Genomic DNA, 15,967 nt, shown 5'->3' with positions numbered 1-15,967 from the left:
GACCGCCTTTGGCTAGAGTCCCTGTCAGGTGGTGCGGCCGATTATCGCCACCTTCTTGCCCGGAGCGGTATGCGCGGCTTTCCGCGGCGCAAAAACATAGTCCCGAATCCGCTCTACAATGTGCGTGCACCATAAAAGTAACAAAAAATTGCAATCGCCAATTCACCAAACCGAGAACTGTGGCCATGCAACAACGAGACAAACTCTTTATTAACGGCAAGTGGGTCGCTCCCCACGGCAACGGCACGATCGACGTCATCCATTCCGCCACCGAGGCGGTGATGGGCACCATCCCCGAAGGCTCGGCGCGCGACGCCGAGGATGCCATCCAGGCGGCCCGCGCGGCCTTCGACAGCTGGTCGGCCACGCCGCCGGCGGTGCGTGCCGGCTATATCGCCAAGATCGCCGAAGGCCTGAAGGCGCGCAGCGAAGAGCTGGCCCAGCTGATCGCCGGCGAAGTCGGCATGCCGATCAAGCTGGCGCGCGCGATCCAGGTGGGCGGGCCGGTCTACAACTGGGGCCAGGCCGCCAAGCTGCTGGACGGTTTCCGCTTCGAGGAAGAGGTCGGCAACTCCCTGGTAGTGCGCGAGCCCGTGGGCGTGGTGGGTGCCATCACCCCGTGGAACTACCCGCTCAACCAGATCACGCTCAAAGTGGCGCCGGCCCTGGCCGCCGGCTGCACCGTCGTGCTCAAGCCCTCCGAGGTGGCGCCGCTCAATGCCTTCGTGCTGGCCGAGGTGATCGAGGCCGCCGGCCTGCCGCCGGGCGTGTTCAACCTGGTGACCGGCTATGGCCCGGTGGTGGGCGAGGTGCTGGCCAGCCACCCGGAAGTCGACATGTTGTCGTTCACGGGTTCGACCCGCGCCGGCAAGCGCGTGTCGGAACTGGCCTCGCAGACCGTCAAGCGCGTGGCGCTGGAGCTGGGCGGCAAGTCCGCTTCGGTGATCCTGGACGACGCCGACTTGCCGTCGGCGGTAAAGGGCACCATCAATGCCTGCTTCCTGAATTCCGGCCAGACCTGTTCGGCGCATACCCGCATGCTGGTGCCGCGGGCCCGTTACGATGAAGTGAAGGCGATCGCGCAGAAGGTGGTCGAGGGCTTTACCGTGGGCGATCCGCTGCAGGAAGCCAGCAAGCTGGGACCGCTGATCTCCGCGGTGCAGAAGGACCGCGTGACCGGCTATATCCGCCGGGGCCTGGAAGAGGGTGCCGAGCTGGTAGCTGGCGGTCCGGACACCCCGGAAGGGCTGGACAAGGGCTTCTTCGTCAAGCCGACCGTGCTCGGCAACGTGGAGCCGCGTGCCACCGTGGCGCAGGAAGAGATCTTCGGGCCGGTGCTGTCGATCATCTGCTATGACACCGAGGAAGACGCGGTGCGCATCGCCAATGACAGCATCTATGGCCTGGGCGGCGGGGTCTGGTCCGGTGACGAGGCACGCGCGATCCGCGTGGCGCGCCGCATCCGCACCGGGCAGGTCGATATCAACGGCGGCCCGTTCAATATGCAGGCGCCGTTTGGCGGCTACAAGCAGTCCGGCAACGGACGCGAAGCGGGCAAGTACGGCCTGGAGGAATTCCTGGAGTACAAGTCGCTGCAGCTGAAGAAGCCGGCGGCCTGATGCGGCGCCGAGCGGCGTTGATGCAATATGGGAAATGCCCGGCTGGCCCGGGCATTTTTTCGTGCGGATAATGTGCGGAAAACACGCACAACATAACGAGAGTCATTGGGGGAGCAACGATGCGCTGGTTTGGTCGGCTGACCAGGTTTGTGGCGGGGCTGCTGGTGCTGGCGGTGGCCGGCGCTGCCGCGGCCCTGGTCTGGTATCGCCATGCGGCGCAGCCGCCTGCATCCGGCCAGGAAGCGCTGGCGGGTTTGCGCGGCCAGGTCACGGTCGTGCGCGACGGCCATGGCGTGCCGCATATCCGCGCCGCCAGCAAGGCGGACGCCTGGTTCGCGCTGGGCTACGTCCATGCACAGGACCGGCTGTGGCAGATGCAGATGAACAAGCGCGTCGTGGCAGGCCGGCTTGCGGAGATCCTGGGACCGTCCGCGCTCGATACCGACAAGTTCCTGCGCACGCTGGGCGTGCGCCGCAATGCCGAGGCCATCCTGGCGCAGGCCTCGCCCGAGACCCGTGCCGCGCTGCAGGCCTATGCCGACGGCGTCAATGCCTGGATCGACCATCGCAAGGGCCCGCTGCCGCCTGAATTCCTGCTGTTGCGCGCGCAGCCCGAGCGCTGGGAGCCGGCCGATACGCTGGGCTGGCAGACCATGATGGCCTGGGACCTGGGCGGCAACTGGACCCAGGAAACCCTGCGCATGCGGCTGGCGCAAGTGCTGCCGGTGGCCCGCATCAGCGAGTTGCTGGCGCCGTATCCGGGCGAGCAGCCGGTGCGCACCATGGATTACGGCCATCTGTACCAGCAACTGGCACCGCTGGCGAATGCCATGGCCAGCGTCGGCGACAAGGCGCCGCCGGGTTATGTCGAGGGCATGGGCTCGAACAACTGGGTGGTGTCGGGCGCGCATACGCAATCGGGCAAGCCGATGCTGGCCAATGACCCGCACCTGGGGCTGCAGGCGCCCGCGCTGTGGTATTTCGCCAGGATGACGGCGCCCGGCCTGGACGTGGCCGGCGCCACGCTGCCCGGCATGCCGCTGGTGGTGCTGGGGCACAACGACCGCATCGCCTGGGGGCTGACCAATACCGCGCCCGATGTGCAGGACCTGTATATCGAACGGCTGCGCCCCGGCAACGACACCCAGTACCAGACCCCGGACGGCTGGGCCACATTCGAGATCCGCACCGAGACCATCCGCGTCAAGGGCGCCCCGGACGTGGTGCTGAAGGTCCGCGCCACGCGCCACGGCCCGGTGATTTCCGATGTGGCCGAGCCGCTTTCGGCTGCCGCAGGACCGCTGGGCGCACAGTATGTGGTGGCCTTCCAGTGGACCGCGCTGCGCCCGGACGACCGCACCTTCCAGGCGGGGCTGCGCATGAACGAGGCGCGCGACTGGGCCGGCTTCACGGCGGCGCTGCGCGACTTCCATTCGCCGCAGCAGAACATTGTCTATGCCGATGTCGACGGCAATATCGGCTTCTATGCACCCGGACGCGTGCCGCTGCGCCGGGCCGACAATGACCTCAAGGGGCTGGCGCCGGCGCCCGGCTGGGATGCGCGCTACGACTGGACCGGCTTTATTCCGTTCGAGGCACTGCCGCACCGCTACAACCCGGCCGACGGCGTGATCGTGACGGCCAACCAGCGCATCGTCGCACCGGACTACCCGTACTTCATCACCAGCGAATGGACCGTGCCGTATCGCTTTGACCGGATCAAGGCGCTGCTGGCGGCCACGCCCAGGCACAGCTTCGACAGCTTTGCGGCAATCCAGAAAGACGTGGTCTCGCTGGCCGTGCGCGATGCCTTGCCGCTGCTGCTGGCCGCGCCCGTCAGCCGCGATGCGGCGCGGCCCGAGCGCGAACGCGCCTTGCTGGAAGCGCTGCGCAAGTGGGACGGAAACATGGACCCGGGGCGCGCCGAGCCGCTGGTCGTCACCGCCTGGCTGCGCGAGTTGTCGCGGCGGCTGTTCGAAGAGAAGGCGGGCGAGGCGATCTTTGTCCGCCTGTGGGATCAGCGTAACGTGCACCAGCCCATGCTCAACATCCTGCGCGATCCGCGCACGCTGGGCGCGTTCTGGTGCGACCGGCAGCATACGCGCGCGGCAGAGACCTGCGACGACGCCATCGCGGACGCCTGGACCCGGGCCATGGCGGACCTGTCGCGCCGCTACGGCGACGACGCCGCCCGCTGGCGCTGGGGCGAGGCGCACACGGCCCGCTCCGAGCACAAGCCCTTCGGCAAGGTGGCGTACCTGTCGCCGCTGTTCAACCTGCGCGTGCCGACCGGCGGCGATACCTATACGGTCAATGTCGGCCGCCACAACCTGCGCGACGACAAGGCGCCGTTCGAGAACACCCACGCGGCCAGCGTGCGTGCGCTATATGACCTGGCGGACCTGGAGGCGTCGCGGTTCATGGACTCCACCGGGCAGTCAGGCAACGCGCTGTTGCCGCGCTACCGCGACTGGGCCGGCAAATGGGCCGCGGTCGAGTACGTGACGATCCCGCCCGTGCCATCGCTGCCGCAGCAGGATGCGCCAGATGCGCTGATCCTGGTGCCGGCTGCGACCAAATAGCGCAGATTACGACATGCCGTGCTGAGAATGCTCGCAAATAGGCGAGATCGAGCCATGGTCTTCGCGGGGCGCAGCAATTGACGCTACCATGGGGACCCCTTTCGACCGGCAGGAGTCCCCGATGGCAACGCGTACCACCCATGTGATCCAGCACGTCGCATTCGAGCATGCGGGCGTGATCGGCAATGCCTTGCGCGCGCGCGGGCACGCGTTGCAGGTGTTCCAGGCCGGCGTCGATGACCTGGCACCCATCGCGGACAATCCGGCCGACCTGCTGCTGATCCTGGGCGGCCCCATCGGTGTCTATGAAACCGATGCCTATCCCTGGCTGGAGGCCGAGATCGCTCTGATCCGCCAACGCCTGGCGGCTGGCGGCAAGATGATCGGGGTTTGCCTGGGCGCGCAGCTGATCGCGCGTGCTGCCGGCGCGCGCGTCTACGCGGGCACGCGCGAGATCGGCTGGGCGCCGATTGCGCCTACGCCAGCGGGGCAGGATTCCGCGCTGGCAGAACTGGCTGCCGCCCACTGGGAGGTGCTGCACTGGCATGGCGATACCTTCGACCTTCCGCCCGGCGCGCAACTGCTGGCGTCCACTGCCGCGGTACAGAACCAGGCCTATGCCATCGGCAACCAGGTGCTGGCGCTGCAATTCCACCCCGAGGTCATGCCGCGCGATATCGAGGCCTGGCTGATCGGCCATACCGTCGAGCTGGCCAAGGCCGGCGTCGATCCGCGCACCATCCGCGCGCGTACTGCGGAAGTCGGTGCCACGGTGGCGGCCGCGGGCGAGCGCATGTTCGCGCGCTGGCTGGAGGAAGCCGGGCTATGAGCCAGCCGGCATTGCCCGTGCGCGCGGCGATCGGCGCCGTATTGACGGGGCAGGTACGCCCGTTCGGGCCAAAGGGCGTGCCCAGCGGCATCGCCAAGACCGCGGCTGGCGAGCGGATTCGCGTGACCGCGCTTGGACTCGAAGGCGACGGGCAGGGCGATCCGCGCCATCACGGTGGTCCGGAAAAGGCGCTGCACCACTACGCCTTCGATCATTACCCGGCGTGGCGCGAGGAACTGGCTGCGCAGGGCGCGCAAGGCAACGGTGTGCTCGACGTTGCGGGGGCCTTCGGCGAGAACCTGAGCACCACCGGGCTGACCGAGGCCTCCGTCTGCATCGGCGACCGCTTCCGCCTGGGCACGGCGCTGGTGGAGGTGTCGCAGGCACGACAGCCGTGCTGGAAGCTCAATCATCGATTCGGCTATGCAGGCATGTCGCGCGCCGTGCAGCAAAGCCTGCGCACCGGCTGGTACTACCGTGTACTGGAGACTGGCGACGTGGCGGCGGGCGATACGCTGGAACTGGTGGCGCGCCCCTGTCCGCGATGGTCGCTGCAGCGCCTGCTGCAGGTACTGTATGTCGACCGGCTGGACTATGCCGCGCTCGCGGAAATGTCAGAGCTGGCACCGCTGGCCGAGAACTGGCGCAAGCTTGCGCGGCAGCGCGTGGAGCGGCGCGAAATCGAAGATATGGAGCGGCGGCTGGCGGGCGGCTGAGCGCCGCCGCGTCAGCCCTGGCGGAACCGCTTCCCCGTGCCTTCGCGCGTAATGCGCTCCCAGACCACCTGCTTTTCCTCTTCGCTGAAGAACACCCAGTTGCTGACCTCGGCCGCGGTGCGGCCGCAGCCCTGGCAGATCTCGTCGAACAGCGTCGAGCAAATGCCGATGCAGGGGCTGTCCGGGCGCTCGGACAGCGTGGAATCCGTGGTGCCGTGATCCGGTTCGGGGCGGGGCGGGGCGGATTCTGAGGGCGACGGCATGGTGGCGGGAGGGATTGGGGTGAAACGGCCAGCCATTATATCGGGTACGAATGACAGGCAGTCGGAATGCCGGGCTGGGCCGGCGAGGATTACGTCTGACGTAATTGAGCCGTGTAGACCATGCGCTTACGCTGCAGGCACGACGTAAGCCGTTCACAGGAGCCCAAATGTCACAAGCCCTTGCCACCTTGCCCCGCCAGCACGATCGCCACGCTGCGGTCGACCCCCGCATGCGCATTATGGTAGACAACGTCCTGATCGGCTCCCCGGTGGCGCGCGCCCTCGGCGTGCGGCTGGCCAGCCTGGCTCCCGATCATGTCGAGCTGGAGATGCCATTCCTGCCGACCAACGTGACCCACGGCAGCATCGTCCATGGCGGTGTCATTGCCACGCTGATCGATATTGCCGGCGCCGCGGCGGCAGCTTCTGGCGGCAGTGCCGACGATGTGAAGGGCGGGGCGACCAGTTCGCTTTCTATCCAGTACCTGGCCCCGGCAAAGGGTACGGCGCTGCGCGCGGTGGCGATGGTGGTGCGGCGTGGGCGCCGGCAGGTGGTCACCGACGTGTCGGTCTATGCGGAAGCGCCGGACGAGGGCGTACTGGTGGCCAAGGCGTTGATGAGCAGTGCCATGTTCTGAATCCGGAGCGGACGCATCGCGCGCCCGTTTTTTTAAATTCATAAAACGCAATTAACCGCCGTATTTTCACCTTCACACCCAGGCGCGCCAGTACACTGGCGCGACCTGCTTCCATTGCAAAGGGGCAGCTTCGTGGAGGAAAGCGATGCGGCGTGGGCCTGAAACTGCGCAGCAGGGCGGGGCGTCCCCGGCATCTGCCGCATCCGAGACGCTCCCGGCAAGCCCCGTATCTTCGGGGTCGCGTATCGCTGTCTACGGTGCGATTGCCGCCAACGTGGCGATCGCTGCCACCAAGTTTGTCGTCGCCGCCGTGACCGGCAGCTCGGCCATGCTGTCCGAGGCCATCCATTCCACCGTCGACACCGGCAATGAGCTGTTGCTGCTGGTTGGCATGGCGCGCAGCCGCCGGCCGGCCGATGCCATGCACCCGTTCGGGTACGGCAAGGAGCTGTATTTCTGGAGCCTGATGGTCGCGGTGCTGCTTCTGACGCATCGCCACCGCTACCGTTGCCAACGGCGCCGCGGGCGCCATCGACCGGATCGAGCGCCGCATCCGGGCGCGGTTTCCTCAGGTCAGCCGGACCTTTATCGAAGCCCGGCTGATGACCAAGGGCACGCGTGCGGCGGCCTGAAGGCCACCACCGCGCACCTGGTTGCGGCAGATTACGCAGCCGCGCGCAGCTTGATCTTCGGAAAATCGACCGGCACCGCGAAGGCAACGTTCACGTAGTTGGTGAACAGGTTCAGCGCCACATGCGCCAGGATCTCGACGATCTGTTCGTCGTTGAAGCCAGCCTCGCGCAATTGCGCCACATCCGCATCACTGACCTGGCCGCGCTGGTTGACCAGCTTGAGCGCGAACGACAGCGCTGCGGCGGTCCGTGCATCCTGCGCCCGGCCAGCCTGCGCCTCGGACATTTCCTGGGCGGTGGCGCCGGCCTTCCGGCCCAGCGCGGTGTGGGCGGCGAGACAGTATTCACACTGGTTTCGATCGGCCACGGCCACGGCGATCTTCTCGCCCAGGGCCGCATCCAGCACACCGCCGCCGAGCGCACCGAACGCGCACCACATGCTGCGCAACGCAGCGGGCGAATTGGCGACAGCACGGAACATGTTCGGGGCGACGCCAAAGGCACCGTGGATCTCGGCCAGCAGGGCCTGGCTGTCGCCCGTGGCAGTGGCGGGATTGACGAGGGGAACGCGGGACATGGTGGACTCCTTGGTACAGGTTGAAAGGACAAGGCAGTTGCGATCGCCTTGACTGCAGTATGGGTAACCATCGAGTACCATTGGGTGCGTAAAGTCCTATGTACATACCAATTCGTCCAGACCATGCCTGAACCCATCGACCGGCTTTCCGCGCTGCTGGAGCGGTTTCGCGCGCGTGCGCACCTGTTCCACCAGGGACCGCTGTGCGGGCTGACCCAGTTCGCCGCGCAGCCGGGCCGCGGCTTCCTGCATGTCCTGCGCCGCGGCGAACTGGAGCTGCGGCATCCGCCGGGCTCGGGCCTGCCGGGCAGCCTGCGCTTTGACGAGCCCACGCTGCTGTTCTACCCGCGCCCGGTCCACCACATGTTTCACAACCCGCCGCAGGAAGGCTCGGATTTCACCTGTGCCGCGCTGGACTTCGACGGCGGTGCGCGCAACCCGGTAGTGCGCGCGCTGCCGCCGCTGATCGCCTTGCCGCTGGCGCACGTGGCCGGCCTGGAGCAGTCGCTGGCGCTGCTGTTTGCCGAGGCCGGCCAGGTGCGCTGCGGCCACCGCCTGCTGGCCGACCGGCTGTTCGAGGTGGTGCTGATCCAGCTGCTGCGCTGGCTGATCGACCACCACCAGGAGGCCGGCATCCAGGCGGGCCTGATTGCCGGCCTGTCCGACCCGCGCCTGGCACGCGCGCTGGTGGCGCTGCACGAGGCGCCGGGCGAGCCGTGGGACCTGCCGCGCATGGCGGCGCGCGCGGGCATGTCGCGCAGCGCCTTTGCCGCGAGTTTCCGGCGTGTCGTGGGGCAGCCGCCGGCCGACTACCTGACCGACTGGCGCCTGACACTGGCCCAGGCGCAGTTGCGCCTGGGCCGACCGGTGAAATCCGTGGCGCTGGAGCTGGGCTATGCCAATGCGTCCGCGCTGTCGCGCGCGTTTACGGCACGGCTGGGCCAATCGCCAAGGCAATGGCTGGAACGGGAAGAAGAGGGAAAGGAAGGGGAGACGGCCGGGAAATTGCTGCCGGCCGATGCAGCCGCCGGTTTGCTCCCCTCTCCCGCGCGCGGGAGAGGGGCCGGGGGAGAGGGCGGGAGCGTCTAGCGGCGATACCGCCTGCTCCACGAGCTCATCAGTACTTCCAGAAGACCTGCTGCAGCGCCTTGGAGTCGTTGGTCTGCGTCAGCGCCAGCGCCATCAGGATGCGTGCCTTCTGCGGCAGCTGGTCGTCGGTGACGATCCAGTCGTACTTGTCATCCGGCTGCTCTGCGTTGCGCACCACCACGCCGCTGCCGGTGCGCGAGGCGCGCACGATCTGCACGCCCTTGGCGCGCGCGGCCTTGAGCGACTCCACCATGTAATCGCCGACGCTGCCGTTGCCGGTGGCCGCGTAGATGATGGCCTTGGCACCGCTCTTCACCGCGGCGTCGACCGCGGCCGGATTGGCGTTGCCGTAGGCGTAGAGCACTGCCACCTCAGGCAGCTTGTCGATCTTGTCGATGTCCCACTGCGTCTGCTGCGTGTGCGGACGCGCCGGCAGGCGGTAGAACAGCGTGCGGCCTTCGACCACGTAGCCCAGCGGGCCGAACGGCGAGCGGAAGGTCTCGGTCTTGAAGGTGTTGCTCTTGGTGACGTCGCGGCCGGTGTGGATCTCGTCGTTCAGCACGGCCAGCGTGCCCTTGCCCTTGGAGGCAGGGTTGGAGGCGACCAGCACGGCGTCGTACAGGTTGAGCGCGCCATCGGCGCCCAGCGCGGTGCCCGGGCGCATCGAACCCACCACCACCACCGGCTTGTCGCTCTTGAGCGTCAGGTTCAGGAAGTAAGCGGTTTCCTCGATGGTGTCGGTGCCGTGCGTAATGACGATGCCGTCCACGTCCGGCTGCTTGAGCAGTTCCGATACGCGCTTGGCCAGCTTCAGCAGGCGTTCGTTGTTGAAGCTCTCCGAACCGATCTGGAAGATCTGCTCACCCTTGACGTTGGCGACCTTGGAGATTTCGGGCACCGAGGCGATGATCTTGTCGACCGGCACCACGGCGGACTGGTAGGCCGCGGTGTTGGTCACCGATGCGCCGGCGCCGGCAATGGTGCCGCCGGTGCCGATGATGACGATATTGGCCTTGCGGGCTTCGGCCTGGGCGGTGGCGGGTGCGGCGGCGGATTGTGCGGCGGGGGCGAGCTGCGCGTGGGCAGTGCCGGTGATCAGGCTCGCCGACAGCAGGGCAGCGGCCAGCGTGGTGACGCGGGCGAAGTGTTTCATGTTTCTCCTCGGTATCTATACGAACGTGTGGCCCGTACTGGAATCGGCACGACATACCTTATGGGTGGAATGGTGCCGTCCGTGTTCAGTCGGTGGCTGCCGGCAGCGGGGCCTGTGATGCAGGGCCCGTTCAGGCAGCGGCAGTGACTATACGTGAGGAGAATTTGGCGCGGGAGGGGCGCTGCAAGGGTTATGCCGATTCGGCATGAAGTTGCCCGGGCGATAACTCAAATCGCATACATATCGAGGTACTCATTGACCGGCATGGCCTCCAGCCGCGCCTGGTCCAGCGACGCGGCAAGGATGGCCTGCTGCTGTTTCGGCGGGAAGCGGCGGGCGAGGTTGGTGCGGAATTTTTCCACCAGCAGCGGGATGCCCTCGGCGCGGCGGCGCTTGTGGCCGAGCGGATATTCGACCAGCACCTCGTCCAGCACGGTGCCGTCCGCCAGCGTCACGGTCAGCGCATTGGCGATCGAGCGCTTGGCGGGGTCGTGATAGTCGCGCGTCAGCGCGGGGTCTTCCACACAGGTGATCCTGCCGCGCAGCGCGTCGATGCGCGGGTCGGCGGCAATCCTGTCTTCGTAGTCGGCGGCGGTCAGGCGGCCGAACAGCAGCGGCACGGCCACCATGTACTGGATGCAGTGGTCGCGATCCGCCGGATTGCTGAGCGGGCCCTGCTTGTCGATGATGCGCAGGCAGGCCTCGTGGGTGCGGATGGTGATGGCGGCGATATCGGCCGCGCTGCGCCCCGCGAGCGCCAGCGCGCCGTGCAGCTGCATCGCTGCCTCCACCGCGGTCTGCGCGTGGAATTCAGCCGGGTATGAGATCTTGAACAGGATGTTCTCCATCACGTACGTCCCGTACGGCCGCTGGAAGCGGAACGGCTGCCCCTTGAACAGCACGTCGTAGAAGCCCCAGGTCTTTGCCGTCAGCACCGACGGGTAGCCCATCTCGCCGGTGCGGGCGATCAGCGCCAGCCGCACCGCGCGGCTGGTGGCGTCGCCGGCGGCCCAGCTCTTGCGGCTGCCGGCGTTGGGGGCGTGGCGGTAGGTGCGCAGGCTCTGGCCGTCGACCCAGGCCAGCGACACGGCATTGAGGATCTCGTCGCGCGTGAGGCCTAGCATCTGCGCGACCACGGCGGTGGAGGCCACCTTGACCAGCACCACGTGGTCCAGCCCGACCTGGTTGAACGAATTCTCCAGCGCGATGCAGCCCTGGATCTCATGTGCCTTGATCATCGCCGCCAGCACTGCCTTCATCGTCAGCGGCTTGCGCCCGGCGGCGATGTGGTTGCGCGAGATCCAGTCAGCGGTGGCCAGGATGCCGCCGAGGTTATCCGACGGATGACCCCATTCGGCAGCGAGCCAGGTGTCGTTGAAGTCCAGCCAGCGGATCATCGCGCCGATATTGAACGCGGCCTGGACCGGATCGAGCTGGAACTGGGTGCCCGGCACGCGCGCGCCGTTGGGCACGATCGTGCCCGGAACAACGGGACCCAGCAGCTTGGTACAGGCCGGGTAGGAGAGGGCTTCGAGCCCGCAACCGAGCGTGTCGATCAGGCAGTTGCGGGCGGTGTCATAGGCGAGGCCGCTCTTGATCTCGTACCGGGTGACATAGTCGACGATGTCGACCAGCACCTGGTCCGGATCGGGGCGTTGCGCGGACGGCGTGTCGGTGGACATGAACGGCCTCGCGGGTGCGGCTCAGCTCAGAACGCGTCGCCGGGCACGCGCACCCAGCCTTCCATCAGCACGCGCGCACTGCGGCTCATGATGGCCTTCTTGACCGCCCATTCGCCGTCGACCTGCTGCGCCTCGGCGCCCACGCGCAACGTGCCGGACGGATGCCCGAAACGCACCGCGTTGCGCTCGCCGCCGCCGGCGGCCAGGTTGACCAGCGTGCCGGGGATGGCGGCGGCGGTGCCGATCGCCACCGCTGCCGTGCCCATCATGGCGTGGTGCAGCTTACCCATCGACAGCGCGCGCACCAGCAGGTCCACATCGGCCGCGGCCACCTTCTTGCCGCTGGAGGCGACGTAGTCGACCGGCCTGGCGACAAAGGCCACCTTGGGCGTGTGCTGGCGCTTGGCGGCCTCGTCCACGTTCTTGATCAGGCCCATGCGCAGCGCGCCGTAGGCACGGATGGTCTCGAACATCGCCAGCGCCCTGGTGTCGCTGTTGATGGCGTCCTGCAGCTCGGTGCCGGTGTAGCCGATGCTCTCGGCGTTGACGAAGATGGTCGGGATGCCGGCGTTGATCATGGTGGCCTTGAGCGTGCCCACGCCCGGCACTTCGAGGTCGTCGACCACGTTGCCGGTGGGGAACATCGCGCCGCCGGCGCCTTCTTCCTCTGCGGCCGGATCCATGAACTCAAGCTGCACTTCGGCGGCCGGGAAGGTCACGCCATCGAGCTCGAAATCGCCGGTTTCCTGCACTTCACCGTTGGTGACGGGCACATGGCCGATGATGGTCTTGCCGATATTGGCCTGCCAGATGCGCACCACGGCCACGCCGTTGTGCGGGATGCGGCTGGCATCGACCAGGCCGGCGCTGATGGCAAAGGGACCGACCGCTGCCGACAGGTTGCCGCAGTTGCCACTCCAGTCGACAAAGGGCTGGTCAATCGAGACCTGGCCGAACAGATAGTCGACATCGTGGTCGGGCCGCGTGCTCTTGGACAGGATGACGGTCTTGCTGGTGCTGGAGGTGGCGGCACCCATGCCGTCGATCTGCTTGCCATAGGGGTCGGGGCTGCCGATCACGCGCATCAGCAGCGCGTCGCGGGCCGGGCCGGGCACTTGTGCCGTTTCCGGCAAATCTTGCAGGCGGAAGAACACGCCCTTGCTGGTGCCGCCACGGATATAGGTGGCGGGAATCTTGATCTGGGGTACGTGAGTCATGGAAATCTTTGTCCTGGTTGGCCCGGGCGGCATGCGTGCCGCTCGGGCCCTTTGTCACAGCTTATGCAGTTGCCCGCGACGACTCAAGGAAGTCCTGCGCGAAGCGCTGCAGCACGCCGCCAGCTTCGTAGATCGACACTTCCTCGTCGCTGTCGAGGCGGCAGGTCACCGGCACTTCCACGCGCTCGCCGTTCTTGCGGTTCACCACCAGTGTCAGCGTGGCGCGCGGCTGGCGCTCGCCGATCACGTCATAGGTCTCGGTGCCGTCCAGGCCCAGCGTCAGGCGGTTCACGCCCGGCTTGAACTCCAGCGGCAGCACGCCCATGCCGATCAGGTTGGTGCGGTGGATGCGCTCGAAGCCCTCGGCGACGATGACTTCCACGCCGGCCAGGCGCACGCCCTTGGCGGCCCAGTCGCGCGACGAGCCCTGGCCATAGTCCGCGCCGGCGATGATGATCAGCGGCTGCTTGCGATCCATGTACGTCTCGATCGCTTCCCACATGCGCACGACCTTGCCTTCGGGCTCGATGCGCGCCAGCGAACCCTTCTTGACCTGGCCATCGACCACAGCCATTTCATTGATCAGGGTCGGGTTGGCAAAGGTGGCGCGCTGCGCGGTCAGGTGGTCGCCGCGGTGGGTGGCGTACGAGTTGAAGTCCTCTTCCGGCAAGCCCATCCTGGCCAGGTATTCCCCGGCGGCGCTGTTGAGCATGATGGCGTTGGACGGCGACAGGTGGTCGGTGGTGATGTTGTCGCCCAGCACCGCCAGCGGACGCAGCGCCTTGAGCGTGCGTTCGCCGGCCAGCGCGCCTTCCCAGTAGGGCGGGCGGCGGATGTAGGTGCTCTGCGGACGCCAGTCGTACAGGGGACTGACCGATTCGCCGCTGGCCGCGGTAATGGCGAACATCGGCTCGTAGACCTTGCGGAACTGTTCGGGCTTGACGCTCTTCGCCACGATCGCGTCGATCTCTTCGTCGCTCGGCCAGATGTCCTTCAGGTAGACCGGCTTGCCGTCCTGGTCCGTGCCCAGCACGTCTTTTTCGATATCGAAGCGGATGGTGCCGGCGATGGCATAGGCCACCACCAGCGGCGGCGAGGCCAGGAAGGCCTGCTTGGCGTACGGGTGGATGCGGCCATCGAAGTTGCGGTTGCCGGACAGCACTGCCGTCGCGTACAGGTCGCGGTCGATGATCTCTTGCTGGATCTTCGGGTCCAGCGCTCCGGACATGCCGTTGCAGGTGGTGCAGGCAAAGGCGACGATGCCGAAGCCAAGCTTCTCGAGGTCGGGCAGCAGATTCGCTTCTTCCAGGTACAGCTCGACTGCCTTGGATCCCGGGGCCAGCGACGACTTGACCCACGGCTTGCGCGCCAGGCCGCGCGCATTGGCGTTGCGCGCCAGCAGCGCGGCAGCGATCACGTTGCGCGGGTTGCTGGTGTTGGTGCAGCTGGTGATGGCGGCGATGATGACCGCGCCGTCCGGCATCAGGCCTTCGGCTTCCTGCGCGCGGGCCTTGTCCAGGTCGACGGCGATGCCGCGCTCGGCCAGCGCGGAGGTCGGCAGGCGCTTGTGCGGGTTGGACGGGCCGGCCATATTGCGCACCACGCTCGACAGGTCGAACTTCAGCACGCGCTCGTATTCGGCGTTCTTCAGCGAATCCGCCCACAGGCCGGTGGTCTTGGCGTACGTCTCGACCAGCTTGAGCTGCTCATCGGTGCGGCCGGTCAGGCGCAGGTAATCGATGGTCTGCTCGTCGATAAAGAACATCGCCGCGGTGGCGCCGTATTCCGGCGCCATGTTGGAGATGGTGGCGCGGTCGCCGAGCGTCAGGCTCGAGGCGCCTTCGCCGCGGAACTCCAGGTAGGCGCCGACCACCTTCTCCTTGCGCAGGAACTCGGTCAGTGCCAGCACGATGTCGGTGGCGGTGATGCCAGGCTGGCGCTTGCCGGTCAGCTCCACGCCGATAATGTCCGGCAGGCGCATCCACGAGGCGCGGCCGAGCATCACGTTCTCGGCTTCCAGGCCGCCCACGCCGATGGCGATCACGCCGAGCGCATCCACATGCGGGGTGTGGCTGTCGGTGCCGACGCAGGTATCGGGGTAGGCCACGCCGTTGTCGGCGTGGATCACCGGCGACATCTTCTCCAGGTTGATCTGGTGCATGATGCCGTTGCCCGGCGGGATCACGTCGACGTTCTTGAACGCCTGCTTGGTCCAGTCGATGAAGTGGAAGCGGTCTTCGTTGCGGCGGTCTTCGATGGCGCGGTTCTTGGCGAACGCATCGGGGTCGAAGCCGCCGCACTCCACCGCCAGCGAATGATCGACGATCAGCTGCACCGGCACTACCGGGTTGACCTTGGCGGGGTCGCCTCCCTGTTCGGCGATGGCGTCGCGCAGGCCGGCCAGGTCCACCAGCGCGGTCTGGCCCAGGATGTCATGGCACACCACGCGCGCCGGGAACCACGGGAAATCGAGGTCGCGCTTGCGCCCGATCAGCTGCTTGAGCGAATCCGTCAGCGTGGCGGGATCGCAGCGGCGCACCAGGTTTTCTGCCAGCACGCGCGACGTGTACGGCAGCTTGTCGTAGGCACCCGGCTGGATTGCCTCGACCGCGGCGCGCGCGTCAAAGTAATCCAGCTTGGTGCCCGGTAGCGGTTTGCGGTTTGCAGAATTCATGGTGTAGGGAAATCAATATAGGTATGAAAAAGGGGTAGTGGTCCCATGTCAGCGACCAACTACCCCCTTGCCCGCAGGCCCGGATCAAGGCAACCCGACGCGGAGCAAACCGGCAGCCGGTCTTACTTGCGATCCTTCAGCGGCACGAACTTCAGGTTCTCCGGACCGGTGTAGTTGGCGCTCGGGCGGATGATCTTGTTGTCGATGCGCTGCTCGATAATGTGCGCGGCCCAGCCCGAAGTACGCGCGATCACGAACAGCGGCGTGAACATCGCCGTCGGCACGCCCATCATGTG

The 15,967-nt window shown here is 67.0% G+C and carries 13 protein-coding genes and 1 pseudogene; 7 read left to right on the top strand and 7 right to left on the bottom strand.

What is annotated here, in order from left to right:
• The first annotated feature begins 185 nt into the window (after positions 1–185).
• The 4 genes from AC1Q6V_RS34190 to AC1Q6V_RS34175 all read left to right on the top strand — a co-directional run bounded on the left by AC1Q6V_RS34190 (position 186) and on the right by AC1Q6V_RS34175 (position 5,746).
• Positions 186–1,619 carry an aldehyde dehydrogenase family protein gene (locus tag AC1Q6V_RS34190; protein ID WP_454750473.1) on the top strand — a complete coding sequence of 478 codons (1,434 nt, stop codon included), beginning with the start codon at positions 186–188 and terminating at the stop codon, positions 1,617–1,619.
• Positions 1,620–1,738: 119 nt separating this feature from the next.
• Positions 1,739–4,201 carry a penicillin acylase family protein gene (locus AC1Q6V_RS34185; RefSeq protein ID WP_454750474.1) on the top strand — a complete coding sequence of 821 codons (2,463 nt, stop codon included), beginning with the start codon at positions 1,739–1,741 and terminating at the stop codon, positions 4,199–4,201.
• A gap of 121 nt (positions 4,202–4,322) precedes the next feature.
• Positions 4,323–5,030, top strand: coding sequence for a glutamine amidotransferase (locus tag AC1Q6V_RS34180; RefSeq protein ID WP_454750475.1), 708 nt, complete (start codon positions 4,323–4,325; stop codon positions 5,028–5,030).
• Positions 5,027–5,746 carry an MOSC domain-containing protein gene (locus AC1Q6V_RS34175; RefSeq protein ID WP_010809531.1) on the top strand — a complete coding sequence of 240 codons (720 nt, stop codon included), beginning with the start codon at positions 5,027–5,029 and terminating at the stop codon, positions 5,744–5,746. The genes AC1Q6V_RS34180 and AC1Q6V_RS34175 overlap by 4 nt, the downstream gene beginning before the upstream one ends.
• 11 nt (positions 5,747–5,757) lie before the next feature.
• Here AC1Q6V_RS34175 and AC1Q6V_RS34170 read toward each other — a convergent pair whose 3' ends face one another.
• On the bottom strand, positions 5,758–6,009 hold the full coding sequence (locus AC1Q6V_RS34170; RefSeq protein ID WP_011615395.1) for a DUF1289 domain-containing protein: 252 nt from the start codon (positions 6,007–6,009) through the stop codon (positions 5,758–5,760).
• A gap of 167 nt (positions 6,010–6,176) precedes the next feature.
• On the opposite strand from AC1Q6V_RS34170, the gene AC1Q6V_RS34165 reads away from it, so the two are divergent.
• Both AC1Q6V_RS34165 and AC1Q6V_RS34160 read left to right on the top strand, forming a co-directional pair.
• Positions 6,177–6,647 (top strand): PaaI family thioesterase, encoded by a 471-nt coding sequence (locus tag AC1Q6V_RS34165; protein WP_010809529.1) that lies wholly within the window; start codon positions 6,177–6,179, stop codon positions 6,645–6,647.
• Between the two features lie 145 nt (positions 6,648–6,792).
• Positions 6,793–7,131: pseudogene (locus tag AC1Q6V_RS34160) on the top strand (cation diffusion facilitator family transporter); the annotation flags it as partial.
• A gap of 179 nt (positions 7,132–7,310) precedes the next feature.
• On the opposite strand, the gene AC1Q6V_RS34155 reads toward AC1Q6V_RS34160, so the two are convergent.
• A complete protein-coding gene (locus tag AC1Q6V_RS34155; RefSeq protein ID WP_454750476.1) occupies positions 7,311–7,856 on the bottom strand; it encodes a carboxymuconolactone decarboxylase family protein in 546 nt (181 codons plus the stop codon).
• Between the two features lie 123 nt (positions 7,857–7,979).
• On the opposite strand from AC1Q6V_RS34155, the gene AC1Q6V_RS34150 reads away from it, so the two are divergent.
• Entirely contained in the window at positions 7,980–8,945 is a 966-nt protein-coding gene (locus AC1Q6V_RS34150; RefSeq protein ID WP_010809526.1) for an AraC family transcriptional regulator, read from the top strand.
• Between the two features lie 28 nt (positions 8,946–8,973).
• Here AC1Q6V_RS34150 and AC1Q6V_RS34145 read toward each other — a convergent pair whose 3' ends face one another.
• The 5 genes from AC1Q6V_RS34145 to AC1Q6V_RS34125 form a co-directional block, all read right to left on the bottom strand.
• Entirely contained in the window at positions 8,974–10,098 is a 1,125-nt protein-coding gene (locus tag AC1Q6V_RS34145; protein ID WP_454750477.1) for an asparaginase, read from the bottom strand.
• Positions 10,099–10,325: 227 nt separating this feature from the next.
• A complete protein-coding gene (locus AC1Q6V_RS34140) occupies positions 10,326–11,780 on the bottom strand; it encodes a bifunctional 2-methylcitrate dehydratase/aconitate hydratase (RefSeq protein WP_011615389.1) in 1,455 nt (484 codons plus the stop codon).
• A 26-nt stretch (positions 11,781–11,806) separates the two neighbouring features.
• The gene (gene prpF / locus AC1Q6V_RS34135; protein ID WP_010809523.1) at positions 11,807–12,997 is read right to left on the bottom strand and encodes a 2-methylaconitate cis-trans isomerase PrpF; all 1,191 of its coding nucleotides are present in this window, start codon (positions 12,995–12,997) and stop codon (positions 11,807–11,809) included.
• A 61-nt stretch (positions 12,998–13,058) separates the two neighbouring features.
• Complete coding sequence (acnD, locus tag AC1Q6V_RS34130; RefSeq protein WP_058698636.1) at positions 13,059–15,671, bottom strand: Fe/S-dependent 2-methylisocitrate dehydratase AcnD; 2,613 nt, start codon at positions 15,669–15,671, stop codon at positions 13,059–13,061.
• A gap of 122 nt (positions 15,672–15,793) precedes the next feature.
• Positions 15,794–15,967 (bottom strand): citrate/2-methylcitrate synthase (locus AC1Q6V_RS34125; protein ID WP_492316664.1); only part of this gene is annotated, 174 nt, incomplete at its 5' end.

Source organism: Cupriavidus sp. GW823-FHT07B10 (assembly GCF_058794355.1).
This window is presented reverse-complemented; position numbering and strand designations above follow the sequence as displayed.

Bases quoted from the DNA above. Each gene is read 5' to 3' on its own strand.
- AC1Q6V_RS34190 (WP_454750473.1), top strand. From the start codon at position 186: ATGCAACAACGAGACAAACTCTTTATTAACGGCAAGTGGGTCGCTCCC.
- AC1Q6V_RS34185 (WP_454750474.1), top strand. From the start codon at position 1,739: ATGCGCTGGTTTGGTCGGCTGACCAGGTTTGTGGCGGGGCTGCTGGTG.
- AC1Q6V_RS34180 (WP_454750475.1), top strand. From the start codon at position 4,323: ATGGCAACGCGTACCACCCATGTGATCCAGCACGTCGCATTCGAGCAT.
- AC1Q6V_RS34175 (WP_010809531.1), top strand. From the start codon at position 5,027: ATGAGCCAGCCGGCATTGCCCGTGCGCGCGGCGATCGGCGCCGTATTG.
- AC1Q6V_RS34170 (WP_011615395.1), bottom strand. From the start codon at position 6,009: ATGCCGTCGCCCTCAGAATCCGCCCCGCCCCGCCCCGAACCGGATCAC.
- AC1Q6V_RS34165 (WP_010809529.1), top strand. From the start codon at position 6,177: ATGTCACAAGCCCTTGCCACCTTGCCCCGCCAGCACGATCGCCACGCT.
- AC1Q6V_RS34155 (WP_454750476.1), bottom strand. From the start codon at position 7,856: ATGTCCCGCGTTCCCCTCGTCAATCCCGCCACTGCCACGGGCGACAGC.
- AC1Q6V_RS34150 (WP_010809526.1), top strand. From the start codon at position 7,980: ATGCCTGAACCCATCGACCGGCTTTCCGCGCTGCTGGAGCGGTTTCGC.
- AC1Q6V_RS34145 (WP_454750477.1), bottom strand. From the start codon at position 10,098: ATGAAACACTTCGCCCGCGTCACCACGCTGGCCGCTGCCCTGCTGTCG.
- AC1Q6V_RS34140 (WP_011615389.1), bottom strand. From the start codon at position 11,780: ATGTCCACCGACACGCCGTCCGCGCAACGCCCCGATCCGGACCAGGTG.
- prpF (WP_010809523.1), bottom strand. From the start codon at position 12,997: ATGACTCACGTACCCCAGATCAAGATTCCCGCCACCTATATCCGTGGC.
- acnD (WP_058698636.1), bottom strand. From the start codon at position 15,671: ATGAATTCTGCAAACCGCAAACCGCTACCGGGCACCAAGCTGGATTAC.